This window comes from Dactylosporangium sp. CA-139066, from assembly GCF_050936175.1.
Taxonomy (GTDB): Bacteria; Actinomycetota; Actinomycetes; order Mycobacteriales; family Micromonosporaceae; genus Dactylosporangium.
Genome location: NZ_JBNJNH010000001.1, coordinates 1,773,158 through 1,796,889 on the forward strand (window position 1 = coordinate 1,773,158; position 23,732 = coordinate 1,796,889).

The window sequence follows — 23,732 nt, forward strand, 5'->3', positions numbered from 1 at the left end:
CCTCTTGGTGGCGCCGCTGGTCTGCGCGCCGCTCACCGGGTGCGGCGCCCCAGCGGCGGGCGGGGCAGGGGCGCCGGGTGCATCGGCGATGGCATCCGGGCCGGTGGCGACGAGCGGATCCGGGCCCAGCACACCGCAGCTGGCCCGGATCCCACACTTCCCGGCCGCGCCCGCGCCGCAGCCGGTCACCGTGCCGGACGGGCCGTCGGCCGGGTGGTACAGCGCGATCCCGACCACCCAGCCGATCGCGTTCATCACCATCGACGACGGCTGGACGAAGGTGCCGGAGGCGGCCGCGCTGCTGAAGGCGGCGAACGTGCCGGTGACGCTGTTCCTCGAGATCAACGCGATCAAGTCCGACCCCGGGTACTTCACCGCGCTTGAGCAGGCGGGCGCCACCATCGAGGCGCACACGATCAGCCACCCCGAGCTCAAGGGCAAGTCGTACGCGTTCCAGCACAACGAGATCTGCGGCTCCGCCGACCAGCTCGGGAAGCTCTACGGCCGCCGGCCCGTGCTCTTCCGGCCGCCGTTCGGCGACAAGGACGCCACCACGCTCAAGGTCGTGCACGACTGCGGGATGAAGGCCGCGTTCTTCTGGAAGGAGACCACGGACAAGGGCATCGTGCGGTACCAGGCCGGGCACGCGGTCAAGGCCGGCGACATCATCCTGATGCACTTCCGGCCCGCGTTCGTCGACGACTTCCTGGCCGTGCTGCAGGCGATCTCCCAGGCCGGGCTCACCCCCGCGCGCCTCGAGGACTACATCGCCTGAACCCGCCGGGATCAGATCCCCGGAACCGGAAGATCCAGCCGCACCTCGGTACCGCGGGACCCGGCCGCCGCCACGTGCAGCTGCGCGCCCAGCAGCTCGGCGCGCTCCCGCATGCCGTGCAGGCCGTGCCCGGCGGTGAAGCCGCCAGCGGGCGGGCCGCAGCCGTCGTCGCGCACCACGACCCGCAGGTCCGGGCCGCGCGGCCCGGCCTCGATGCGCACCCGCGCGGCGCCCGCGTGCCGCACGGCGTTGGTCAGGGCCTCCTGGACGATGCGGTACACCGCCGACTCCGCCGCCGCCGGCAGCCGCGGCAGCCCGTCGACCGCCGCCTCGACGTCCAGCCCGTCGCGGTCCCGCGCGTGCCGGGCCAGGTCCTCCAGGGCCGCGGCGAGCCCGAGCGCGTCGAGGGCGAGCGGGCGCATCTGCGCGATGATCCGCCGCAGCGACTGGATCTGCCCGCCGACGATCTCCCGCGCCGCCTCCGCGCCCCCGGGCGTGGCGAGCAGCACCTGGACGGCGGCGAGCGCCTGCAGGGTGTCGTCGTGCAGGTCGCGGGCCCACCGGCGGCGCTCGGCCTCGGCCCCGTCGAGGCGCCACCGGGCCTGGTCGATCCAGGCCCGGCGCCGCTCCACGGCCGCCTCGCGCAGGGCCAGCCCCGCCGTCGCGAACAGCAGGGCGACCGGGATGAGCAGCAGCAGTACCTCGGGATCCGGCCGGACGCTGCCCTGCCAGAGCGCGGCCACGGCGATGAGCGCGGAGATGCCCGCGGCCGCCAGCAGGCGCCCGCGCCCGGCGAAGCGGCGAGCGCCCGTCGCCGCCGGGCCCGCCAGCGCCAGCAGGAACGCCGCGCCCGCGCCGGCCGCGGTCCACAGCTCGGCCTGCAGGCTGATCCCGCCGAGCTCGAGCAGGATCGCCGCCGCCAGCAGGACCGCGCCGGCCCCGGTGAGCGCCAGCGCGGCGAGGCCGGCGGCCCGCTCGCCGCGCCTCACGGCAGCAGGCCGATCCGGCGAGCGGCGGCGACCAGCTCGGCCCGGCTGGTGGTGCCGAGGCGGGCCCGCAGGTTGGCCCGGTGCGTCTCGACGGTGCGCAGGCTGATCGAGAGGCGCTGCGCGATCTCGGCGTTGGTGTGCCCGCCGGCCAGCAGCGTCAGCACGTCGCGCTCCCGCGGGCTGAGCGCATCGGCCGGGGCCGGGCGGCTGCGGGCCAGGCGGGCGCCGAGCTCGGTGTCGACGTACACGGAGCCGCCCATCACCGTCTCCACGGCCCGCAGCAGCTCGTCGGCGGCCGCCTCCTTGAGCACGTAGGCGTGCACCCCCGCGGCGAACGCCTCCCGGGCGAACGACACGTCGTCGTGCATCGTGAGCACCACGATCCGCGGCGGCGGCTCGTTCGCCAGCAGCCGCGGCAGGACCGGCAGCGCGCTGTCCGGCCCGAAGCTGAGGTCGAGCACGATGAGGTCGGGCCGCAGCCGGTGCGCGACCGTGCACAGCTCGTCGAGGCCGGCCGCCTCGCCCTCGACCCGGCACCGCGGGTCGGCCGCCAGCAGCGCCCGCAGCCCGGCCCGCACCACGAGGTGATCGTCGGCGAGCAGGATGCGCCAGGCCCGGAACTCGTCCATGCCAACGGTTGTACTCCGCAAAGCTGAGCGATTGCCTAGCCCCAGTTGCGGACGAGGGCCTGGCCGGCGAGCAGCTGCGGGGCGTCGCGCGGCTCGGCGACCGTCAGCGCGGCCACCTCGTGGTGCTGCGCGTCGTAGGCGCGGATGCTCACCTTGCCCGGCGCCGGCTTCGTGTGCAGGACGCCGACGCCGTCGTGCAGCGTGACGCGGATCTCGGCCTGCCCGTCCGTGCCGACCGGCGACAGCAGTTCGGTGGCGTTGCGCGGCGCGATGACGAGGAACCGGTCGGACAGCGAGACGTGGTCGTCGGCGGGCAGGCGCACCGCCACGATGTCGGCGCGGGGCGAGACGGCGGTGGTGATGCGCGCCGGCGGCAGCTGCGCCTTCGCCGCCTCCAGCGACGGGTCCGGCTTGACCGCGGTGACGAGGTAGCTCGCGCCCTCGCCGGTGTCGGCGACCACCATCACCGAGCCGTCGCCGAGATCGCCGATGCCGACGACCGTCGGGCGGTGCTCGTACTCGGGCGTGCCGCCGTACACGATCCGCTTGTTGGTCACCTCGAGCCCGGGCAGCTCCGGCCAGGACTGCAGCAGCTGCTCGACGAGGGCGGGGTCGGCCTGGCCGCGTTCGGCGGCCGGCGGGGGAGGGCCGGCCGGCGGGGCACCGCTGCCGCCCGCGGCCAGCAGCTCGCGCACGACGCCGTCGCAGCTGACCTTCCACCAGCGGTTGAGGGCCGGCTTCGGGTCGACCGTGAACTCGGCGCCGGTGGCCCACGTCTGCTGCAGCGCCGAGTCGGGGCCCACCCTGGTCGCCAGCGACGGCGCGGCGAGGCAGCCGGGCGGGGCCATGGCGACCGTGTACTTCTCGGCATCCCCGCCGAGCGTGAACGGCTCCAGGGGGCCGCTCTGCAGGCCGTAGCGGCCCGACACGAGGTCCTCGGCGCTGCTGCCGGCCGGGCCGTTCGCGGCGACGAACTGCGCCCGGTCGTCGTTGTAGTACGCCGCGGCGAACGCGCGGGAGCCGCCGACATCGACGATGTACAGCACCTTGATCCGGTCGAGGGCGGGCCGGATCGACCACTGCCCGCGGGCGTTGTCCAGGGCGCGCGCCAGCGCCTCGGCCAGCGCCGGGTCGGCCTTCGCCGCGTCGCCGCGGGTCGCCGCGGCGATGAGGTCGCGCCCCCAGCGGTCCAGCGGACCGTCCTGCGGCTGGTCGAACAGGACCGTCGGGCGGGGGTCGGGGCTCGGCGACGGCCCGGCCGGCGCGAGCAGGAGCTGCAGGCCGACCACGCCGGCGACGAGCGCCGCGCCCAGCGACGTGCCGCCCCACCGCCAGGACCGCCGGCGGCGCCGGCGCAGCAGGCGGGCGTACGGGTCGGGCACGGGCCGCACCGCCGCCACCGCCTGCGCCATCTCGTCGCGGAGGCGCTCCTCCAGCGTGCTCATTGTGCGCTCCTCTGCGATTCACCCGACGGCTCCAGGACCGCGCGCAGGCGGGTCAGGCCGCGCGAGGCCTGGCTCTTGACCGTGCCGACCGAGCAGCCCAGGATCTCGGCCGTGTCGGCCTCGGAGAGGTCCTCCCAGTACCGCAGCACGAGCACCGCCCGCATCCGCTGCGGCAGCCGCGCGAGCTCGGCCATGAGCGCCGAGCGCTCGGCGAACTCGTACGCCGGCCCGGGCCCGTCCGGCTCCGGCGGCTCGGCGCTGAGCAGCTCCCGCCGCACCGAACGCCACCAGCTCGTGCGCTGGTTCACCATCGCCCGCCGCAGGTACGGCATCGGCTCGGCGATCCGCTCGAACCTCGGCATAACCTTGAGCAGGCACGTCTGCACGAGGTCCTCGGCCGAGACGACCGAGCCCGTCAGCAGGTATGCGGTGTGCAGCAGCTCGGTGTACCGCACCCGTACGAACTGCTCGAAGCCCTCACCCGCCACGCTGTCGCCTTCCGCTCGGGGCCGTCACAGCATGCACGCCCCGGGCGCGGAAAAGGTTGAGCGCCGGTTATCCGGCGAACTCCCCGCTGCCGGCGGCGTGCGCGGCCACGAGCGGAACTCGGCCGGCCGAGCTCCAGCCGCGGTGGTGTGCCCAGCGGCACCCCGCTGCGTGCGCAGCGAGCTATGGAATGGTGTCGAGGGGGTCGGCCAGGAGGCGCTCGAAGGCGAGTTCGGCCGCGCCGACCAGGGGGGCGTCGTCGCCCAGGGCGGGGGTGTGCAGCGCGACGTGGTCGCGGCAGGCCGGCAAAGCCATCGTGGCGAGGCGGTCGCGCACCGTGTCGGCGCCGGCGAGGTACAGCTCCCGCAGCGTGCCGCCGAAGACGACCGCGGTGGGGTTGAAGATGTTCACCAGGTTGGCCACGCCGAAGCCGAGCCAGGCGGCGGCGTGCGCGACGGCGGAGCGGGCGTCCGGGTCGCCCTCGCGGGCGGCGCGCACCGCGGCCGTCACCGCGGCGCCGGGGGTCGGGACCGCGCGGCCGGCCAGGTACAGCAGGGCGCGCTCGCCGATCTCGGTCTCCCAGCAGCCGCGGGAGCCGCAGCCGCACAGGCGGCCGGAGGGGTTGACGACCATGTGGCCGACCTCGCCGCCGTGGCCGCCGTAGCCGGTGATGCGCCGGCCGCCGGCGATGATGCCCGCGCTGATGCCGGCGTCGCCGTGCAGGTAGATGACGTTGTCGAGGCCGGCCGCGGCGCCGCGGGTGTGCTCGGCGAGGGCGGCCAGGTCGGCGGAGCCGCCGATGATGGGGCGGTTGGCGGGGCCGGGGCGCGGCTGCAGGTCCAGCGCGTCGAGGGCGGCGGCGAGCGCGGGGCCGATGGCCTCGTCGGTCCAGCCGAGGTGGTGGCGGACCGAGGCCGAGACGGCCAGGGCCGAGCCGATGAAGACGCCGCCGGCGGGGGCGGTGCGCTGCATGTCGGCGACGAGCGCGGCGAGGGCGGCGACGGCGGGGGCGGCCTCGGCGCCGGGCGGGCGCTCGGCGGAGCGGTCGGCCAGGACCTTGCCGCCCAGGCCGATCCGGGCGGCCCGGAGCCGGTTGAGCTCCAGGCTCATCGCGTACCCGTACACGCGCGACGACCGGGGACTGACGACGATCGAGGGGCGGCCGGCGCGGCCGGTCTCCTGCGGTACACCCTCGTCGATGAGCCCGGCGGTGGCCAGGTCGGCGGTGAGGGCGCCGATGGTGCTGCGGTTGAGGCCGAGCCGGCTGGTCAGCTCGGCGCGCGACGTCGCGCCGCGAACGTGGACGTAGCGGAGCAGGGCCCCGAGGTTCTGCCTGCGCACCGACTCCTGCGGGCTCGTGGACACGCGCGTCCCTTCCGCCTGGAGAACGAGCGTGGGTCCCCGGAAAGACCGCTCCGGGGACCCACGATGTTGGTGTTACCGGGAAACTCAGCCCTTGGTCAGCGGGGCGAGCTTCGGGTCGTTCGCGTAGGCCTCGGCCGCGTTCGCCTTGGTCACGATGACCGGGGCGAGGAGGTACGACGGGACGACCTTGACGCCGTTGTCGTACGACTTGGTGTCGTTGATCTCCGGCTCGCCACCGGCCTGCAGGGCCTGAACCATCTTGATGGTCTGGGCAACCAGCTTGCGGGTGTCCTTGTTGATCGTCGAGTACTGCTCGCCGGCCATGATGCTCTTGACCGACTCAACCTCGGAGTCCTGGCCGGTGACGACCGGGACCGGCTTGCCGGCGGCCTTCACCGAGGTGATGATCGCGCGGGCCAGGGTGTCGTTCGGGGACAGCACGCCGTCCAGCGTCTTGCCGCCCGTGGCGTAGGTCGAGGTCATGATCGAGTCCATGCGGGCCTGCGCACCCTCGGCCTTCCAGCCCTGGATGGCGGTCTGCTTGACGTCCTTCTGGCCGGAGCCGACGATGACGTTGCCCTTGTCGATCTCGGGCTGGAGCACGTCCATCGCGCCCTTGAAGAAGACACCGGCGTTGTTGTCGTCCGGCGAGCCGGAGAACAGCTCGATGGTGTACGGGCCGGTCGGCTTCTTGGCCTTCATGCCGTCCAGCAGGGCCTGGCCCTGCAGCTGGCCGACCTTGAAGTTGTCGAACGCGACGTAGTAGTCGAGGTCCTTGGTGCCGGTGATGAGGCGGTCGTAGGCGATGACCACGGCGCCGGCGTCCTTGGCCTGCTTGACCTGGGTGCCCAGCTGCGCGGCGTCGGTCGCGCCGATGACGATGACCTTCGCGCCCTTGGTGATCATGGAGGAGATCTGCGACTGCTGGTCGGCGACCGTGGTCGACGCGCCGGCGTACTGCACGTCCGACTTGAAACCGGCGTCCTTGAGGCCGTTGGTGAAGAGGTCACCGGCCAGGACCCAGTTCTCCGAGGTCTTCGACGGCAGGGCGACGCCGATGAGCGCGTCCTTGGCGAAGCCCTTGGCGGCGGCGCCGCCCGTCGGGTTGGAGGAGGTGTCGCGGTCGCTGCTGCCGCACGCGGCGGTGCTCAGCGCCACCAGCGCTACGGCGCTGACCGCGAGGCTCCGGGTGAGGAACTTGCGCATGGCTGGGAAAGCCCTTTCTTTCGGGATGTTACTGGGGATAGGGGCGTCTGCCGCGGTAGCGGCGGAGGGTGGATCAGCCGGCGACCGGGGTCTTGATCGATTCTTGTCCGGCTTGGTTGGGCGCGTCCGGCGGGTTGGCTTCCTGCCGGCGGAAGGGCCTCGTGATCGATCCGATGATCGAGAAGCGGCCCTGGCTCTTGTTGTAGACGTCCAGCGCGACCGCGGCGAGGAGGAAGAAGCCCTTGACGATCTGCTGGGTGTCGGTGCCGATGCCCTTGAGCTGCAGGCCGTTGTTGAGCACGGCCATGACCAGACCACCGACGATGGCGCCGGACACGGTGCCGATGCCGCCGGAGACCGCGGCGCCACCGACGAACACGGCGGCGATCGCGTCGAGCTCCCAGCCGATGCCGTCCTGGGGGCCGGAGGCGCCGGAGCGGGCCACGAAGATCATGCCGGCCAGCGCGGCCAGGATCGACATGTTCATCATGACCAGGAAGTTGACGCGGCGCAGCTTGACGCCGGACAGCTCCGCGGCGCGGGCGTTGCCGCCGACCGCGTAGATGTGGCGGCCGCCCGCGGTGTTGCGGGTGTAGAAGGAGTACAGGATCACCAGCGCGGCCAGGATGCAGCCCGAGATCGGGAAGCTGGTGCCGACGCGGCCGCCGGCGAAGCGCAGCGTGGCGAAGACGATGACGGCGAGCATGATGGCCAGGCGCAGCCCGGCGATCCAGACCGGGACCGGCTCCGCGCCCATGTCGCGGCGGGTCTTGCGAGCGCGCAGCTCACGCCAGATCACGGCGAGACAGGCGACCACACCGAGCAGCAGCGTGGAGTTGTTGTAGCCGGTGTTCGGGCCCCACTCCGGGAGGTAACCGGCGCCGATGTTGGTGAAGCCGTGCGGCACCGGGATGGTCTCGGCGTCGCCGATGAACTGGTTGCCGCCGCGGAAGAGCAGCATGCCGGCCAGGGTGACGATGAACGCCGGCACCCCGATGTAGGCGACCCAGAAGCCCTGCCAGGCACCGATGATCGCGCCGACGACCAGCCCGACCAGGATGCCGACCTCCCAGGGCAGGTCCCAGTCCCGCATCGTCTTGGCGACGATGATGCCCGTGAACGCGGCGACCGATCCGACGGACAGGTCGATGTGGCCGGCCACGATGACCATGAGCATGCCCACCGACAGCACCGAGATGTAGGCGTACTGCTGGGTCAGGGCGATCAGGTTGGTCGAGTTCAGCGTCAGCCCGTCAGTCCACACCTGGAAGAAGATGATGATCGCCACGAGCGTGAAGATCATGCTGAACTGGCGGGCGTTGGAGGTGGTGCCCCCGAAGAGGTTCTTCTGCAAGTCTTTGAATCGGCTCATCGCGTCAGCATCTTCTTCGTAGAGGTCATCTGCTTCATGAGGAGTTCCGGGTTGGCCTGCGCGCGCGGGACCTCGCCGGTGATGTTGCCTTCGAACACCGTGTAAATGCGATCGCACAGACCCAGCAGCTCGGGCAGCTCCGAGGAGATGACGATGACGCCCTTACCCTCGTCGGCGAGCTTCTGGATGATGCCGTAGATCTCGTACTTCGCGCCGACGTCGATGCCGCGCGTCGGCTCGTCGAGGATCAGCAGGTCGGGGTCCGTGAACATCCACTTGGCCAGGACGACCTTCTGCTGGTTGCCGCCGGAGAGCTTGTTGACGCCCTCGTCGACGGTCGGCGCCTTGACCCGCAGCAGCTGCCGGTACTCCTCGGCGACCTTGTGCTCCTCGACCGGGCTGACGACGCCGTGGTGCGTGATCTTCGAGAGCTTCGCCGAGACCGTCGACGTCTTGATGTCGTCGAGCAGGTTGAGGCCGATCGCCTTGCGGTCCTCGCTGACGTAGGCCAGGCCGTGCTTGATGGCCTCCGACACGGACCGCAGCTGGATCTCGCGGCCGTCCTTGAAGACCTGGCCCGAGAGGTACACCCCGTAGGAGCGGCCGAACAGGCTCATCGCCAGCTCGGTGCGCCCGGCGCCCATGAGACCGGCGAAGCCGACGATCTCGCCGCGGCGGACGTTGAAGCTCGAGTTCTTGCAGACCAGCCGCTCGGCCGAGATCGGGTGGCGGACCGTCCAGTTGCGCACCTCGAAGAACACCTCGCCGATCTTCGGCGTGTGCTCCGGGAAGCGGCTCTCCAGGTCGCGGCCGACCATCCCGCGCACGATCCGGTCCTCGTTGACGCCCTCGGTGCCGACCTCGAGGGTCTCCACCGTCTTGCCGTCGCGCAGGATCGTGATCGAGTCGGCGATGGCCTCGATCTCGTTGAGCTTGTGCGAGATCATGATCGAGGTGATGCCGCGCGACTTGAACTCGCGCAGCAGGTCGAGCAGGTGGCGCGAGTCGTTCTCGTTGAGCGCGGCGGTCGGCTCGTCGAGGATCAGCAGCTTGACGTCCTTGGCGAACGCCTTGGCGATCTCGACCAGCTGCTGCTTGCCGACGCCGATGTCCTTGATGAGGGTGTCGGGGTCGTCGCGCAGGCCGACCTGGGCCAGCAGCTCGATCGCCTTGCGGTTGGCGCCCTTCCAGTCGTAGGCGCCGTTGCGCCTGGGCTCGTTGCCCAGGAACAGGTTCTCCGTGATCGACATGTGCGGCACCAGGGCGAGCTCCTGGTGGATGATCACGATGCCGGCCTTCTCGCTGGACCGGATGTCGCTGAAGCGGCTCTCCGTGCCCTGGTAGAAGATCTGGCCCTCATACGAGCCATACGGGTAGACGCCGCTGAGGACCTTCATCAGCGTCGACTTGCCCGCGCCGTTCTCGCCGCAGATCGCGTGGATCTCGCCCTGCCGCACCACCAGGTTGACGTCGCTGAGCGCCTTGACGCCCGGGAACTCCTTGGTGATCGACCGCATCTCGAGCAGGATCGGTGCGCTGCTCATGAGGCGAGCCGCCTTGTCACCGACATCATGTTGCCTCCGAGGGGCATTGCCGCCAGCCAGTTTTGTTGTGACGACCAACTTATTCCAGTGTGACGATCCTGCCCAGAGCCGGCCGCCGTTTCTTGGTAACAATCCGGCAATGATCTAGCACCTGGAAGGTCACTGCAGCTCCCGGGGAAGCGCTCTCACGTGTCCAGGGTGTTAGCTGCGCGTGTCGGACTCTAAATCCAATTGCTTTACTAAGTCAACGGCGCAGGGCATCATGTAGGTAACGGTACGTAGGCGGGAGGCTGGGTGCGGCAGGTCGGGACAAATCTCCCCAAGGTCGGGCAATACAACCGGGCCGTGGTGCTGGATCAGATCCAGCTGACCGACGGCACCAGCCGCGTGGAGATCGCTGAGCACACCGGCCTCACGCCGCAGACGGTCTCCGGCATCGTGCGCCGGCTCATCGACGAGGGGATCGTGCGCGAGGACGGCGCCCGCTCGTCCAGCGGCGGCAAGCCCCGCACCGTCCTGCGCATCAACCCCGACGCCGGGCGGGCCGTCGGCCTGCACTTCGACCCGGTCGAGCTGACCTGTGTGGTCGTCGACCTGCAGGGCCGGCCGCTGGTCACCGCGCGCCGCCCGACCCCGGCGGACATGGACCCGGCGAAGGTCACCGCGGCGATGGCCGGCCTGGTCGACGAGGTCCTGGCCGAGGCCGGCGTGCCACGTGACCAGGTGCTGGGTGTCGGGCTGGCCGCGCCCGGCCCGATCGACCAGGCGCTCGGCGAGGTCATCTCGCCGCCGCAGCTGTCGGACTGGACCCGGGTGCCGCTCAAGCAGATGGTCGCCGACGCCACCGGCCTGCCGGTCACGCTGGACAACGACGCCACGGCGGCGGCGATCGGCGAGCGCTGGGCGGGTGCGGGCCGGGGGGTGGCCAACTTCGCGTACTTCTTCCTCGGCACCGGCGTGGGCGGCGGCCTGGTGCTCGGTCATCAGGTGTACCGAGGCGGTTCGATGAACGCCGCGGAGTTCGGGCACACCTCGGTTACGGAGAGTGGCCCAATCTGCTACTGCGGCAACCACGGCTGCCTCGAGAGCCTCATCAACCCCGCCGCGCTCGTCGCCGACGCTCACCGTCTGCTGTCCGCCGGCGGTGAGAGCGCTCTCACGACGGCCTTCCGGAGGCGTCCGTCCACTGTGGACCACGCGGCCCTCTGCCGGGCCGCCGCGGCGGGCGACGAGCTCGCCGCCGGAGTGATCGACCGCGCCGCCGGCCGCCTCGCGACGGTCGCCGTGAACGTGGTCAACATCGTCGATGTGGAGCTGATCATTCTCGGCGGCCACGGCATCCGGCGGGTGGAGGAGCACTTCCGGCGGGCGGTGGTCGAGGCGCTGGAGGAGCGGGCGATCGCGCGCCGGATCCGCCACGTGGACGTGGCCCTGTCGCCGCTCGGGGACGACGCCGCGGTGGTGGGCGGCGCGGCGCTCGTGCTGCACTCGACGTTCTCGCCCCAGGTCTCGGCCCTGCTGGCCGGCTGAGCCCGGGCCGCAGGAGCTCGGCCGGAGAAGCAGCTCGCTGGTGGCCGGGGCGGGCGCTCGCGTACAACGGTGAGATGCAGGCGACCTGGGGAACCGTGCGCGTCGATCTGGACGCGACACCACATGTCCTGATCGGCGGCACGGACGGGGCCGGGCTCGAAGCGTCCGTGCGGGGCTTCATCGCCGCGCTGCGCGACGAGCACCCGCCGGAGGAGCTGCGGATCCTGCTCGCCGATCCGCACGGGCACCAGTTCGGGCGCCTGGGGCCGACCGTCGTGGCGGACACGCCGTACCTCCTCGGCCGCCTCAACCAGGTCCTGCTCGGCGAGCTCGCCCGCCGCACCCGCGACCCCGGAGCCCGGCGGCCCCGGCTGCTCGTCGCGCTGTGGACGCTGGCCGGCGCCACCGAGCTCGCCCCCGCCGTCGCGCGGATCGCCCGCGACGGCGCCCCGCTCGGCGTGCACCTGCTGGTGGGCGACAACCGGTACGTGCCGATCCCGGTCGACCCGTATCTGACCCTGCGCGCGTCGATGCGCTCCTTCAGCGAACGCCAGTCGCGCGACCTCCTCGGCGTGCCCGACGCCTACCGGCTCGGCGTCGTCGGCGAGGCGCTGCTGCGCGCCGGCGACGCGCCGCCCGTGTGGCTGCGGCCCACCCCCTGTTATGAGGAGATCCAGCTCGAGGCCGCCGGGGCGCCGCCGCTGTGGACGCCGCCGCCCGGCGAGCCGCCGATCCCGGACGCCGGGCCCGACGGCGGGCGGCGGGTGCGGCTCGGCATCGTGGACCGGCCCTTCGAGCACCGCCGCGACCCCCTCGTCGTCGACCTGGGGGAGGGCCTCGCCATCGTCGGCGGGCCCCGGTCGGGCAAGACGACCGCGGTGCGCAACCTGGTCACCGCACTCGCCCCGGCCGGCGTGCGGGTCGCCGTGCTCGACCTGGCCGGCCACCTCGCCGACCTGGCGTCGCGACCGCACGTCGCGGCCGTGGCCGGCGGGCGTGACCGGGATGCGGTACGCCAGGCCGCCCGCCTCGCCGCCGACGACCCCGGCGGCGTGCTCCTCGTCGTCGACGGCACCGACCGGCTGCGCGAGCACGACGACGCCTACGACGTCGTGCGCGTCATGGCCCGCCGGGGGATGCCGCTGGTCGTCACCGCGCACCGCTGGAACGAGCCCGGCCCGCGCATCGAGCTGCGCATCGACCCGCGCGACTCGCTCGTCTCGCCGGCCGCCGCCGCCCTCGTGCCGTACGAGCCCGGCCACGGCATCGTCCCCGGCGCCGAGCCGGGCTCGGCGCTGCACGTCTACCTCGCACCGCCGCCCCAGGATCGCACATAATCGACCACGTCCGCGCGGCCGCGCCCGGCGCGGCCCCTGGGCGCCCTGAGCGTGGTACCGTCGCCGCGACAACCGCATATCGCCGCACGAACCGCGACGGGAGAGCTCCCGTTCTGGGACGCCGAAGGAGCAACTCCTCCCCGGGAATCTCTCAGGCCCATGTACCGCCGCGGTCAGGCAACTCTGAAAAGCCGGGACGCCGCGTCCCGCGCCCACGGTGCAAACCGCCGCACGCCGGCGGTGAAGCTCTCAGGCATTCGATGACAGAGCGGGGAGGCCCACCCTCAGGTCGTTCTTAGGGAGCCTCTTGTGACCGTTCCGTCGCACCTGCGGTACACCTCGGACCACGAATGGATCGCGATCGGCGACGCGGTGCCGCGGGTCGGGATCACCCGCTTCGCCGCCGACGCGCTCGGCGACATCGTGTACCTCGACCTGCCCGAGCCCGGCCGCGAGGTCCGCGCCGGCGAGCCCTGCGGCGAGGTCGAGTCCACGAAGTCGGTCAGCGACCTGCTCGCCCCGGCCGACGGCGTGATCGAGGCGGTCAACCCGGCCGTCACCGAGGATCCCGCCCTGGTCAACGCCGACCCCTACGCCAACTGGCTGTTCAGTCTCCGCCTCACCGGTACCCCGGACCTGCTCGACGCCGCCGCGTATCAAGACCTGACCGGCGGCGCGTGATGGCGCTGAGCGCGTTCGACCTGTACTCGGTCGGCATCGGCCCCTCCTCCTCGCACACCGTCGGCCCGATGCGCGCCGCCCGCCGCTTCGTCGCCGCCCTCGACTCGGACGGCCTGCTCCCGCGGGTCGAGCGCATCCGGGCCGAGCTGTTCGGCTCCCTGGGCGCCACCGGCCACGGCCACGGCTCGGCCCCCGCGGTCGTGCTGGGCCTGGAGGGCGCCGAACCGTCCACCGTGGACACCGACCGGACCGGGACCCGCTTCGCGCAGGTGCGCGAGTCGGGCCGGATCGCGCTGCTCGACGGCGCGAGGACGATCCCGTTTTCTCTGGACGCCGATCTGGTACTGCACCGCCGCCGCTCCCTGCCCGAGCACCCGAACGGCATGCGCTTCCACGCCTGGGACGCCGCCGGCTCGATCCTGTCCGAGCGCACGTACTTCTCGGTCGGCGGCGGCTTCGTGGTCGGCCCCGGCGGCACGGTCGCGGCGGACGAGGCCGTGCTGAAGTTCCCGTTCGGCACGGGCGCCGAACTGCTCGCCCACTGCGAGGGCCGCTCGATCGCCGACGTCATGCTGGCCAACGAGCTGTCGTGGCGCTCGGAGCCTGAGGTCCGCGCCGGCCTGCTGCACATCTGGTCGGTCATGCAGGAGTGCGTGACCCGCGGCTGCACCCGCCCCGAGGGCGTGCTGCCCGGCGGCCTGAAGGTCCGCCGCCGCGCCCCCGCGCTGCTGCGCGACCTGTCCGCCGGCGCCGACGCGGACCCGCTGCACGTCCTCGACTGGGTCAACCTGTACGCGCTGGCGGTCAACGAGGAGAACGCCTCCGGCGGCCGGGTCGTCACCGCACCCACCAACGGCGCGGCCGGCATCATCCCCGCGGTCCTGCACTACTACACCCGCTTCGTGCCCGGCGCGGACGACGACGGGGTGGTGCGCTTCCTGCTCGCCGCCGCGGCGGTCGGCATCATCATCAAGGGCAACGCCTCCATCTCGGGCGCCGAGGTCGGCTGCCAGGGCGAGGTCGGTTCGGCCTGCGCGATGGCCGCGGCCGGCCTGTGCGAGGTGCTGGGCGGCGACCCGCGGCAGGTCGAGAACGCCGCCGAGATCGGTCTGGAGCACAACCTGGGGCTGACCTGCGACCCGGTCGGCGGCCTGGTGCAGATCCCGTGCATCGAGCGCAACGCGATCGCGAGCGTGAAGGCCATCAACGCGGCGCGGCTCGCGCTGAACGGCGACGGCGCACACCACGTCACGCTCGACAAGGCGGTCCGGACGATGCGCGAGACCGGCCGCGACATGTCGGTCAAGTACAAGGAAACGGCTCGCGGCGGCCTGGCGGTGACGGTCATCGAGTGCTGACCGGGATCTTCCCGGAATCCGACATGTCCGCCACTCCGTGACGGACATCGAGTGCTGGTCGGGATCCGACATGTCCGCCACTTTGTGACGGACATGTCGGATTTTTCGGTTATGCGGCTATCTGTTGGTGGGTAAGGCCGGGCGGCGCGGGCGTGTGCGGGCCTGAGAAGCTGTGCGGCATGGCGCTGGGCGTGGTGGCGAAGATCGGGCGGTTCTGCTTCCGGCACCGCTGGTCGGTGTTGGGCCTCTGGCTGGTCGTGGTCGTGCTCGGCGGGCTCACCTTCGGGCCCGTCTTCTCCGCGATCGCCGACGCCAGCAACCCCAAGCACATCGAGGCCATCGACGGCGTCGATGCGGTGGCGACCGGGAACGACTCCAGCGGTACCGTCATCGGACTGATCAACAACGTGGACCCCAACGCCGCCGCGGTGCGGGCCGCGGTGACGGCGGCGGCCGAGGACGCGAGCCGGGCCGGCGGCGTGCGGGCCGTCGCCACGCCGTACTCGGTGCCCCAGGCCCAGGCGCCGGCCTACCTCGCCACCGACGGGCACGGGCTGCTCGTGGTCGTCACGCTGGCCAAGCTGGAGCGCAACGAACGCGACCCCGTGGTCAACGACGTGCGCGACCGGCTGCACCACCTCGACGACGCGCTTTCCTCCGCCGGTGTACCGCAGGCCACGGTCGAGGTCGGCGGCAACCCGGTGCTCAACGCGCAGATCCGCGGGGCGCAGAAGGAAGACCTCGGGCGGGCCGAGCTGATCTCGTTGCCGCTCACCCTCGTCGTGCTCGTGTTCGTGTTCGGCGGCCTGATCGCGGCGGGGCTGCCGGTGCTGGCCGCGTTCGTGTCCGTCGCCGCGGCCATGCCGCTGCTGTGGGTGTTCTCGCGGGTCACGGACCTCGACCAGAACGTCGTCACCGTCTGCACGCTGCTCGGCCTCGGCCTGTCGATCGACTACGGGCTGCTGCTCGTCGCGCGGTACCGCGAGGAGGTCGCCGCCGGATTCGAGCCCGAGGAGGCGGTCGGGCGGGCCTGGGCGACGGCGGGGCGGACGATCTTCTTCAGCGCGCTCACCGTCGCCGCCGCGCTGTCGGGGCTCATGATGTTCTCGATCCACCAGCTCGGGGCGCTCGGGGCCGGCGGCGTGTCCATCGCGGTCGTCGCCATGCTCGCCGCGCTGACGTTCACCAGCGCGCTGATCGGGCTGCTGCACAAGCGGATCCGCCCGTCGCGGAAGGCGACCGGCGGCGACGAGCGCGGGTTCTTCGCCGGGCTGTCGCGGGCCGTGCAGCGGCGGCCGGTGCTCATCGCCGCCGCGACCGCCGCGGTGCTGCTGGCCGCCGGGTCGCCGCTGCTGGGGGCCACGATCAAGCTGCCGCACCTCGAGGGCGTGCCGCGCACGATCGAGTCGGCCCGGGTCGCCGACGAACTCGCCGCGCGGTTCGGCCGCTCGTACCGGCCTGTCGTCACCGTCGTGGCGCGGACGGATGCGGCGAGCCTGGACGCGTACGCGGCGAAATGGGCCTCGGATCCGGCGGTCGCCGGGCTGCAGCCGGCCAAGGCGGCCGGCAACGGCGTGGCCACCGTCGACCTCGTGCTGCGCGGCGGGTCGCAGGACGACGCCGCGCAGGAGCTGGTGCACCGGCTGCGCGCCGACCGGCCCGCCGGGGTGCAGTCGTGGGTCGTCGGCGACGCCGCCACGCTCATCGACCTCGTCGGGCTGATCACCGACGACCTGCCCGCGGCCGTCACCGTGACGCTGGTGGCGATGGTGCTGCTGCTGTTCGCGATGACGGGCTCGCTGGTCGTACCGGTGAAGGCCGTCCTGGCCAACGTCGTCTCCCTCGGCGCCACGTTCGGCGTGATGGTCGCCGTGTTCGAGCACGGCTGGGGTGCCGGGGTCCTGCACACGCTCACCGTCGGCGGGCTGGACCCGTTCGTCGTCGTCATCGTGTTCGCCTTCGCGTTCGGGCTGTCGATGGACTACGAGGTGTTCCTGCTGGGCCGGATCAAGGAGTACGTCGAGCGGGGCGACGACACCGACGCCGCCGTTCGCCGCGGGCTGCAGCACACGGGCCGGATCATCACGTCGGCCGCGCTGCTCATGGTCGTCGTCTTCGGCTGCTTCGCCGCCGCCGACCTCGGCACGATCGAGCAGGTCGGGGTCGGGCTGCTCACCGCCGTGGTCATCGACGCCACCGTGGTGCGCTGCCTGCTCGTCCCGGCGACGATGACGCTGCTCGGCCGCTGGAACTGGTGGGCGCCCGGGCCGCTGCGCCGCCTGCACGAGCGCATTGGGCTGCGCGAGCACGCCCTGCCGGAGCCGGAGCCGGTACGCGCCGCGGAGCCGATCGCCGTCGATTAAGGTGGCGATCATGGCCACCCCCGAAGCCGCCGAGGAGCGTCACGCCACCTGGCTTGAGCTGTTCTTCGACCTCGTCATCGTCGCCGCCGTGGCGCAGCTGGCCCATCTGCTGCACGACGGGATCTCGGTCGACAAGGTCGGCCGAGGAGGAGCCGGCCACCGCCTGACCGCGCCGTCTCGCCGGCGCTCGCCGTTTTGAGGTTTGTCAGCGTGCACTGACAAACCATGAGGTGCCCTCGGCTCGCCATGCGCCGGCGTCGGCGTGCACACCCCGTTCAGTAGGTCGGCCGCTAGAGCGCCAGGTCGCGCTCATACCGGGTGCCTGGCTTGCCGCCGAGGTGGGCCGGATCGGCCGGGCCGACAGGGACGAACCCCGCCTTGGTCAGCACCTTCTGGGACGCGGCATTCCGGCGGGTGGTGGCCGCCCGCAGCGTACGCAGCCCGTACTGGGCCGCTGCCAGCCGGCACAGCTCCCGGACGGTCGCGGTCGCCACGCCGCGGCCGGAGACATGCTGCGCGACCCGGTAGCCGAGCGTCGCAGCGTGGTCTTCGATGTCGTACAGGTTGAACCTGCCGAGTACCGAGCCGTCCTCGTCGACGAGCACGTAGTAGGCGCAAGCGCCGGCCTCCTGCTCGGCCAGCAAGGCGTTGTACCGGTCGGTGAACTGGTCGAAGAAGTCGTCGCCGCGGTCGGAGATCGAGGCGGCGAAGTAGGCGCGGTTCGCCAGCTCGAAGGCCAGGACCGCCGGGGCGTGACCGGCTTGCAGCCGCTCGAGCTCGGGCATTGCCCGACCCTACTCAGCCAGAACGCCGAGGCCCATCCGATTTCCGCCAGCGGCCGGTGCGTCCCTACGTTGTTTGTGGCAATAGACGACGGCAGCGTGAGCTGCGCCCCGTCCGAGGCCGCCACTCGGCCGCCCGCCCCGACGCAGCGTCCGCAAGCAAGCAGGGCAACCTTTCGCGCCGCCGCTGCGTATGTTCGGCAGTGGGCGGACTACGGGGAGGTGCGCGCCGTGCGGCGGGCCCTGGGCGGATAGGAGGCGAACCGGTGAGCGACGTCGAAGACATCCGCGCGGACCTGCGCGACCTGGCCGGGACGGCGACCGGCACCGCGGAGGCGTATCCGGCCGAGTTGCGCCGCGCCCGCCGGATCCGGGCCCGCCGCGTGCTCGCGGCCGGGCTGGGCGCCGCGGTCGCCATCGGCGCCGCGGTCACCGTGACCTGGGCGGTGGCCCGCGGGCCGGACGGCGGATCCGTGGCCTCGCCGGTGGTGCGCACGCTTGGCTGCGGCGCGAACAACCGAGTCACGCCCGACACCCCCGGGCCGACACCGTTCCCGGCCAACCAGGAGAGCCTCAACGAGCTGCTGAACCGGATCGGCGACGGCGGCCAGCAGCGGTTCGCCGACGTCTACACCGGGGTGGAGCTGGACCTGCCCGCGGACCTGGTGCGGGTGTACCGCCGACCGTCCCCGGCCTTCGACGCCTGGGTCACCGGGCAGGCCGGCCCGCAGTGCGTCGAGATCGTCGGCGCCGCGCACTCGAGGCGCGAGCTTGAGGCGCTGCGCGACCGCGTCTTCGGCGACGCTGACGCACTGCGGGCCGCCGGCGTGCGGTTCGCCTCGATCGCGATCACCGAGGACGGCCATCTCGAGCTGCACACGCAGGATATCGAGGCCGGCCGGCGGGAGATCGCGGCGCGCTACGGTCCGGACGCCCCGATCGTCGTCGCGCCGGGCGGCCCCGGCGTGTTCTCGGAGGGTGCGACCACCGCTCCGAGTGGTGTGGCGCCGACCCGCTGAGCCGGCGCCACACGTGCCGCGGGGCCGGTCAGCCCAGCTTGACCTGCAGACCGGGGTACGGCGCCAACGCCCGGCCGATGTCGGTGTAGGCGACGCCCTTCGCGCAGTCGCGCGTGCCGCTGTTCGGGCGACCGTAGTGGTCGTTCATCGGAGGGCATCGCCCAGCTCCTGGTCGACGCCGAGGCGCCGCATCTTGCCGGGTGACCGCCGCCGCGACCGACGCCGAGCGGCTCCGACAGCTCGCCGCCCTCGCAACGGATCGCGGGTTCGAATTCGACGACTGATTCCCACACGCACCAACGGCGGCAATAGCGTGCGGGTGTACAGCGTGACGATCGTGGGATGCCGAGGACCGTTGCTCGACAATCCGAACGGGCCAGGCGGACGTGACTAACGCGGCAGCGGGGCGTTGCCGAGACCCTTGATACTCGCCTGCAGCAGGTCCACGCCCGTGGTGTCTACGGCGAAGCACAACGTCCGGCCGCGTTTCAGCCAGCGCAGCCCGAGGTCGGTGCGGGACGCGAACCCGTCGCCGATGTAGCGCCCGGCAGCTTCGCCGCAACTCGCCTCCGATTGTTCTGCATCGGTCGCGACACCGACGAACTCGCCGGTGTGCGGTGCCGTACACGGGCGGAAGTCCGCATTCCCGCCGTCGTCCACCCGACCGATGCAGGTGATCGCCAAGCGCCGATCGCCGGTCATCGTGCCTCGCATCCCCACGACACGGCCGACGATGCTGCCGCGCGTATCGCTCACCTCGGCCACCGCGCACGGCCGCAGGCCGTCGTTGGCGTTGACCCGCTCATGCAGCAACGCGACCACGATGCGCGGCCGTGTCGGCCTCTACCCGGAACCGTGCTGCCCAGAGTTCGGCCTCGAGCATGGCGAGCACGGAGGTCGCGGTCGCCGCGACGAACCGCTCGCTCGCCTGAGGCAGCCCCAACGACAGTGGCGCACGGGTCTCGAGGAGCTGCCATCCATCGCCGAGTTCGTACAGGTGCTCGTGCTGATACCCGAAGCCGCGTACCGCCTCGACATTCGCCAGCAGCGCCGCCGACCGGGCCAGTACGAACGTTCCCCAGAAGCCCACGAGCGCACGGTAGTCGACCGCAGATCAAGCGCGCCCCGCGGAGATGAGGATGCGGTGTCCCGTGATCGGTGGTGAAGCGAGTCGGAGATGATTTCGCCATGACCGACTACGGACCACTGCTGGCTCGGATCGCGGCAAGGGCCCTCGAGGACGAGCCGATGCTGCCGCTGGCCGACCTGCCCGCTGCATTGCCTGCTGACGAGATCGACCGTGCCGAGCGGCGGCTGGGATTCGCACTGCATCCGCTTCTGGCCGCGGTGTACCGGGACTACGCAAACGGTGGGTTCGGCCCCGACTATCAGCTGCTCAGCCTGATGGATGGGCCGACATCAGAGCAGGCCGTGGACCTGTACCTCGTGAACCGAAGCCGCGCGGCCGGCACCGAATGGGCATGGCCGGAAGGCGTACTCCCCATCTTGACCTGGGGTTGCGGTATGTACGCGTGCGTCGACTGCAGAAGCGATCAGGGCACCGTGCTGCTCTTCGAGCCGAACCCTGGCGATCCCGACCTGGCGTGGTACGTCGACGCGCCGAGCCTCGAAGCGTGGTTCGAAGGCTACGTCAGCCGCACCGGCTGGTGGGACAAGCTCGACGACGGCGATGAGCCCGATCTGCAGCCCTGGCCCTCCTTCAAGGAGCGAGCGTCCAACTGACTAGCGCTGGCCGGCCGCTGCTCACCAACGGCGGCCATGACAGGGCATCTGATCTTGGTCTCGGCGTAACGGATCGGTGCAGCACGCTGAGCGGCTGATGCGGCGTTGCTGGGTTCCGGACTGGTCGGCTGCCGAGGGGCGACGCTCGGTGCAGTGCGGGTTAGCCGGCGTCGTGCGGATTGGGTGGGGCGTTGAGGAGCGAGGTGAGGTGTTGGGCGAGGTCGTTCATGCCGACTTTGGTGGCGGCGTCGAGGCTGGCCTGTAGGACGGTCCTCGCGCAAATCGACCTGGCCCGAAAGGACTACGCCGCCGCCGCACCACGACTCGTCACCGCATTCAACCTCGTCAAGCAGCTCCAACGACCCGACGGCATTGCCATCGTCGGCAACCGCCTCGGCCAACTTCTGCGCGCTGCCGGCCAACCCGACGACGGCAAGTCCCAGTTGGCGGCAGCGATGCCGTCGAGGTCGCCGAGCCGTTCGTTGGTCTCGAGGCGCTGTCGCTGGAGCTCGGCGGCCGTAGCGTAGTCGCCGCGCAGGAAGAGGATGCCGGCGATGTTGCCCCAGGTGATGGCGGCTTCTCGGGGCGGGCGGACGTGGGTGTGGGCGGGGCCGAGTGCCTGCGCTTATTGATAAGAGTCTTGACTGTTTCGGCGTGATACATCAGAGTTAACTGCCGTTACTGCTCCTGAAACACACACCCCCAAGGAGTAAGCAGTGCGAGGCAGAACCCTGCTCGCGGCGCTGACGGTGGTGACCGCCGGCGCCGCCACCGTGGCGCTGGCCGTCGTGCCGAACGCCAGTGCCCAGGAAGACCGGCGGCCGCCCGCCCAGGCCGTCACCGCAAGTCCCGCCGCGCTCGCCGCGGTCGCCGCCGACAAGGTCGCCACCAGCGGTGTCGACGCGCTCGCGAAGGGTGCCGACGAGACGTTCGTGCGGCGCGCTGTCGTCGGCGGGTCCGGCGGATTCCAGTACGTCACGTACGACCGCACGTACCGCGGGCTGCCCGTCGTTGGCGGCGACGCGGTCGTCGTCACCGACTCGGCCGGGCGGGTGCGCGACACCCTCGCCGCCGACCACGGGCGCATCAGCGGGCTCGGCGACCTCAAGCCCAAGGTGAGCGCCGAGCGGGCCACCGCCACCGCCCGCGCCGAGCTCGACAAGGTGCAGACCGTCGGGCAGGCCCAGCTCGTGGTTCACGCGCTGACCGCCACGCCGCGGCTGGCGTGGGAGGTGCTGCTGAGCGGCACGAGCGAGAACCGGCCGAGCCGGCTGCACGTGTACGTCGACGCGCAGACCGGTGGCGTGCTGTCCACAAAGGACGACGTCGTGTACGAGGCGGCGCGCGGCTACTACAACGGCAACATCCAGATTGACACGACGAGCGGCACGCTGCGCGACCCGAGCCGGCCCGGGCTGTCGTGCGGCAACAACAGCAGCCACCAGGTGTACACCAACGGCGGCACGGGGGCGGGGACGGACCTGCAGACCGCTTGCGTCGACGCGTACTACGCCGTCGAGCGCGAGTGGGACATGCTGCGCAACTGGCTCGGCCGCAGCGGGATCGACGGCAACGGGCGCGCCTTCCCGCTGTACGTCGGGCTCAACGACGTCAACGCGTACTGGGACGGCTCGTCCGGCACGTTCGGGCACAACCAGGCCGGCAACCAGCAGGCCACGAACCTCGACGTCGTCGGGCACGAGATGGGCCACGCCATCGACCAGTACACGGGCGCGGGCACGGCGGCGGAGAACGGGCTCGGGGAGGGCACCGGCGACATCTTCGGGGCGCTCACCGAGTGGTACGCCAACAACCCGAACGACCCGCCGGACTACACGGTCGGCGAGGAGGTCAACCTCGTCGGCTCCGGCCCGATCCGGTACATGTACCGGCCCTCGACCAACGGCGACCCCGACTGCTACTCCTCGGCGATCCCGCGCACCGAGGTGCACAGCGCCGCCGGCCCGCTCAACCACTGGTTCTACCTCGTCGCCGAGGGCACGAACCCGACCGACGGGCAGCCGACCAGCCCCACCTGCAACGGCACGACCGTCTCGGGCGTGGGCATCCAGAAGGCCGGGCAGATCTTCCTCGGCGCGATGAACATGAAGACGTCCGGCTGGTCCTACGCCAAGTACCGCGGGGCGACCCTGCGCGCCGCCGTCAACCTCTTCGGCGCCAACTCCCAGGAGTGCAACACGGTCAAGGCGGCGTGGTCCGCCATCAGCGTGCCCGCGCAGTCGGGGGAGCCGGCCTGCGGTACCGCACAGCAGAACGACTTCTCGCTGAGCCTCAGCCCGTCGTCCGGCTCCGTGCAGCAGGGCGGCACCGTGAGCGCCACGGTCGCCACGCAGGTCACCTCGGGCACCGCCCAGACGGTGAGCCTGAGCGCGTCCGGGCTCGGGACCGGCGTCACCGCGACGTTCAGCCCGGCCTCGGTCACGGCGGGCGGCTCGTCGACGCTGACGTTCACGGCGACCTCGTCCGCGACCGCGGGCACCCGCACGGTCACGGTGACCGGCACCGGCGCGTCCGGCAGCCACACCGCGACGTACACGCTCACGGTCACCAACACCAACCCGGGCAACGGCTTCTCGCTGTCGCTGTCGCCGAACGCGGCCACGGTGGCCCCGGGCGCCTCGACGACCTCGACGGTGTCGACCGCGACGACGCAGGGCAGCCCGCAGCCGGTGAACCTGTCGGTGAGCGGCGCCCCGGCCGGCGTGACGGCGACGGTCAGCCCCGCGTCGGTCACCTCCGGCGGCTCGGCCACGCTGAGCGTGTCGGTCGCCTCGACCGCCACCGCCGGGACGTACACGCTGACCGTCACCGGCGCCGGCACCACGGCGACGCAGGCGGCGACGTTCACGCTCACCGTGTCCGGCGGCACCCCGCCCGGCTGCGGCGGCGTGGCGGCGTGGAGCGCGACGAAGCCCTACGTGCCGGGGGACAGGGTGTCGTACAACGGCCACCTGTGGAACTCGACCTGGTACTCCACCGGCGCCGAGCCCGGCGCGCCCGGCTCGTGGGCGGTCTGGACCGACGCCGGTAGCTGCTGATCCTGAGGCAGCGTGGCGCGGGCACCCCGACCGGTGCCCGCGCCGCCCG

The 23,732-nt window shown here is 72.1% G+C and carries 22 protein-coding genes and 2 riboswitches; of the genes, 11 read left to right on the forward strand and 11 right to left on the reverse strand.

The features are described 5' to 3' along the window. Nucleotides 1-103 precede the first annotated feature (103 nt). On the forward strand, nucleotides 104-775 hold the full coding sequence (locus tag ACQEVU_RS08170; RefSeq protein ID WP_433321930.1) for a polysaccharide deacetylase family protein: 672 nt from the start codon (nucleotides 104-106) through the stop codon (nucleotides 773-775). An 11-nt stretch (nucleotides 776-786) separates the two neighbouring features. Here the strand turns inward: ACQEVU_RS08170 and ACQEVU_RS08175 are convergent, their stop codons facing one another. The 8 genes from ACQEVU_RS08175 to mmsA form a co-directional block, all read right to left on the reverse strand. Next, nucleotides 787-1,764 (reverse strand): sensor histidine kinase, encoded by a 978-nt coding sequence (locus ACQEVU_RS08175; RefSeq protein WP_433321931.1) that lies wholly within the window; start codon nucleotides 1,762-1,764, stop codon nucleotides 787-789. Further along, the gene (locus ACQEVU_RS08180; RefSeq protein ID WP_433321932.1) at nucleotides 1,761-2,393 is read right to left on the reverse strand and encodes a LuxR C-terminal-related transcriptional regulator; all 633 of its coding nucleotides are present in this window, start codon (nucleotides 2,391-2,393) and stop codon (nucleotides 1,761-1,763) included. Before ACQEVU_RS08180 ends, ACQEVU_RS08175 begins: the two co-directional genes overlap by 4 nt. A gap of 35 nt (nucleotides 2,394-2,428) precedes the next feature. Further along, nucleotides 2,429-3,838: a hypothetical protein gene (locus tag ACQEVU_RS08185; protein WP_433321933.1), complete on the reverse strand. Its 1,410-nt coding sequence runs from the start codon at nucleotides 3,836-3,838 to the stop codon at nucleotides 2,429-2,431. Continuing rightward, nucleotides 3,835-4,326 (reverse strand): SigE family RNA polymerase sigma factor, encoded by a 492-nt coding sequence (locus ACQEVU_RS08190; RefSeq protein ID WP_433321934.1) that lies wholly within the window; start codon nucleotides 4,324-4,326, stop codon nucleotides 3,835-3,837. The genes ACQEVU_RS08185 and ACQEVU_RS08190 overlap by 4 nt, the downstream gene beginning before the upstream one ends. Nucleotides 4,327-4,507: 181 nt before the next feature. Then, nucleotides 4,508-5,689, reverse strand: a complete 1,182-nt coding sequence (locus ACQEVU_RS08195) for an ROK family protein (protein WP_433321935.1) — start codon at nucleotides 5,687-5,689, stop codon at nucleotides 4,508-4,510. 84 nt (nucleotides 5,690-5,773) lie between these two features. Then, a complete protein-coding gene (locus ACQEVU_RS08200) occupies nucleotides 5,774-6,895 on the reverse strand; it encodes a substrate-binding domain-containing protein (protein WP_433321936.1) in 1,122 nt (373 codons plus the stop codon). 73 nt (nucleotides 6,896-6,968) lie between these two features. Then, entirely contained in the window at nucleotides 6,969-8,267 is a 1,299-nt protein-coding gene (mmsB, locus tag ACQEVU_RS08205; protein WP_433321937.1) for a multiple monosaccharide ABC transporter permease, read from the reverse strand. Beyond that, nucleotides 8,264-9,811, reverse strand: coding sequence for a multiple monosaccharide ABC transporter ATP-binding protein (gene mmsA / locus ACQEVU_RS08210; protein ID WP_433321938.1), 1,548 nt, complete (start codon nucleotides 9,809-9,811; stop codon nucleotides 8,264-8,266). Before mmsA ends, mmsB begins: the two co-directional genes overlap by 4 nt. 345 nt (nucleotides 9,812-10,156) lie before the next feature. On the opposite strand from mmsA, the gene ACQEVU_RS08215 reads away from it, so the two are divergent. From ACQEVU_RS08215 to ACQEVU_RS08240, 6 genes are all read left to right on the forward strand, one after another. Beyond that, the gene (locus ACQEVU_RS08215; protein WP_433321939.1) at nucleotides 10,157-11,341 is read left to right on the forward strand and encodes an ROK family transcriptional regulator; all 1,185 of its coding nucleotides are present in this window, start codon (nucleotides 10,157-10,159) and stop codon (nucleotides 11,339-11,341) included. 74 nt (nucleotides 11,342-11,415) lie between these two features. After that, nucleotides 11,416-12,678, forward strand: a complete 1,263-nt coding sequence (locus tag ACQEVU_RS08220; protein ID WP_433321940.1) for an FtsK/SpoIIIE domain-containing protein — start codon at nucleotides 11,416-11,418, stop codon at nucleotides 12,676-12,678. 87 nt (nucleotides 12,679-12,765) lie between these two features. Continuing rightward, nucleotides 12,766-12,855, forward strand: a riboswitch (glycine riboswitch). Further along, a riboswitch (glycine riboswitch) is annotated at nucleotides 12,856-12,955 on the forward strand. 32 nt (nucleotides 12,956-12,987) lie between these two features. Then, nucleotides 12,988-13,359, forward strand: coding sequence for a glycine cleavage system protein GcvH (gcvH, locus tag ACQEVU_RS08225; protein ID WP_433321941.1), 372 nt, complete (start codon nucleotides 12,988-12,990; stop codon nucleotides 13,357-13,359). Then, a complete protein-coding gene (locus ACQEVU_RS08230) occupies nucleotides 13,359-14,717 on the forward strand; it encodes an L-serine ammonia-lyase (RefSeq protein WP_433334848.1) in 1,359 nt (452 codons plus the stop codon). Before gcvH ends, ACQEVU_RS08230 begins: the two co-directional genes overlap by 1 nt. Before the next feature lie 179 nt (nucleotides 14,718-14,896). After that, the gene (locus ACQEVU_RS08235; protein WP_433321942.1) at nucleotides 14,897-17,080 is read left to right on the forward strand and encodes an MMPL family transporter; all 2,184 of its coding nucleotides are present in this window, start codon (nucleotides 14,897-14,899) and stop codon (nucleotides 17,078-17,080) included. 10 nt (nucleotides 17,081-17,090) lie between these two features. Next, a complete protein-coding gene (locus tag ACQEVU_RS08240) occupies nucleotides 17,091-17,279 on the forward strand; it encodes a low temperature requirement protein A (RefSeq protein ID WP_433321943.1) in 189 nt (62 codons plus the stop codon). Between the two features lie 91 nt (nucleotides 17,280-17,370). Here the strand turns inward: ACQEVU_RS08240 and ACQEVU_RS08245 are convergent, their stop codons facing one another. Then, the gene (locus ACQEVU_RS08245) at nucleotides 17,371-17,865 is read right to left on the reverse strand and encodes a GNAT family N-acetyltransferase (RefSeq protein WP_433321944.1); all 495 of its coding nucleotides are present in this window, start codon (nucleotides 17,863-17,865) and stop codon (nucleotides 17,371-17,373) included. A gap of 263 nt (nucleotides 17,866-18,128) precedes the next feature. On the opposite strand from ACQEVU_RS08245, the gene ACQEVU_RS08250 reads away from it, so the two are divergent. Continuing rightward, nucleotides 18,129-18,881, forward strand: coding sequence for a hypothetical protein (locus tag ACQEVU_RS08250; RefSeq protein ID WP_433321945.1), 753 nt, complete (start codon nucleotides 18,129-18,131; stop codon nucleotides 18,879-18,881). A gap of 390 nt (nucleotides 18,882-19,271) precedes the next feature. Here ACQEVU_RS08250 and ACQEVU_RS08255 read toward each other — a convergent pair whose 3' ends face one another. Next, nucleotides 19,272-19,703: a hypothetical protein gene (locus tag ACQEVU_RS08255; protein ID WP_433321946.1), complete on the reverse strand. Its 432-nt coding sequence runs from the start codon at nucleotides 19,701-19,703 to the stop codon at nucleotides 19,272-19,274. Then, nucleotides 19,684-19,971, reverse strand: a complete 288-nt coding sequence (locus ACQEVU_RS08260) for a hypothetical protein (RefSeq protein ID WP_433321947.1) — start codon at nucleotides 19,969-19,971, stop codon at nucleotides 19,684-19,686. Before ACQEVU_RS08260 ends, ACQEVU_RS08255 begins: the two co-directional genes overlap by 20 nt. Before the next feature lie 98 nt (nucleotides 19,972-20,069). Here ACQEVU_RS08260 and ACQEVU_RS08265 point away from each other — a divergent pair, with 98 nt between their 5' ends. The 3 genes from ACQEVU_RS08265 (at nucleotide 20,070) to ACQEVU_RS08275 (ending at nucleotide 23,683) form a co-directional block, all read left to right on the forward strand. Continuing rightward, on the forward strand, nucleotides 20,070-20,624 hold the full coding sequence (locus ACQEVU_RS08265) for an SMI1/KNR4 family protein (protein WP_433321948.1): 555 nt from the start codon (nucleotides 20,070-20,072) through the stop codon (nucleotides 20,622-20,624). A gap of 227 nt (nucleotides 20,625-20,851) precedes the next feature. After that, the gene (locus tag ACQEVU_RS08270) at nucleotides 20,852-21,151 is read left to right on the forward strand and encodes a hypothetical protein (protein WP_433321949.1); all 300 of its coding nucleotides are present in this window, start codon (nucleotides 20,852-20,854) and stop codon (nucleotides 21,149-21,151) included. 189 nt (nucleotides 21,152-21,340) lie between these two features. Beyond that, the gene (locus ACQEVU_RS08275) at nucleotides 21,341-23,683 is read left to right on the forward strand and encodes a M4 family metallopeptidase (RefSeq protein ID WP_433321950.1); all 2,343 of its coding nucleotides are present in this window, start codon (nucleotides 21,341-21,343) and stop codon (nucleotides 23,681-23,683) included. The last annotated feature ends 49 nt before the right edge of the window (nucleotides 23,684-23,732 follow it).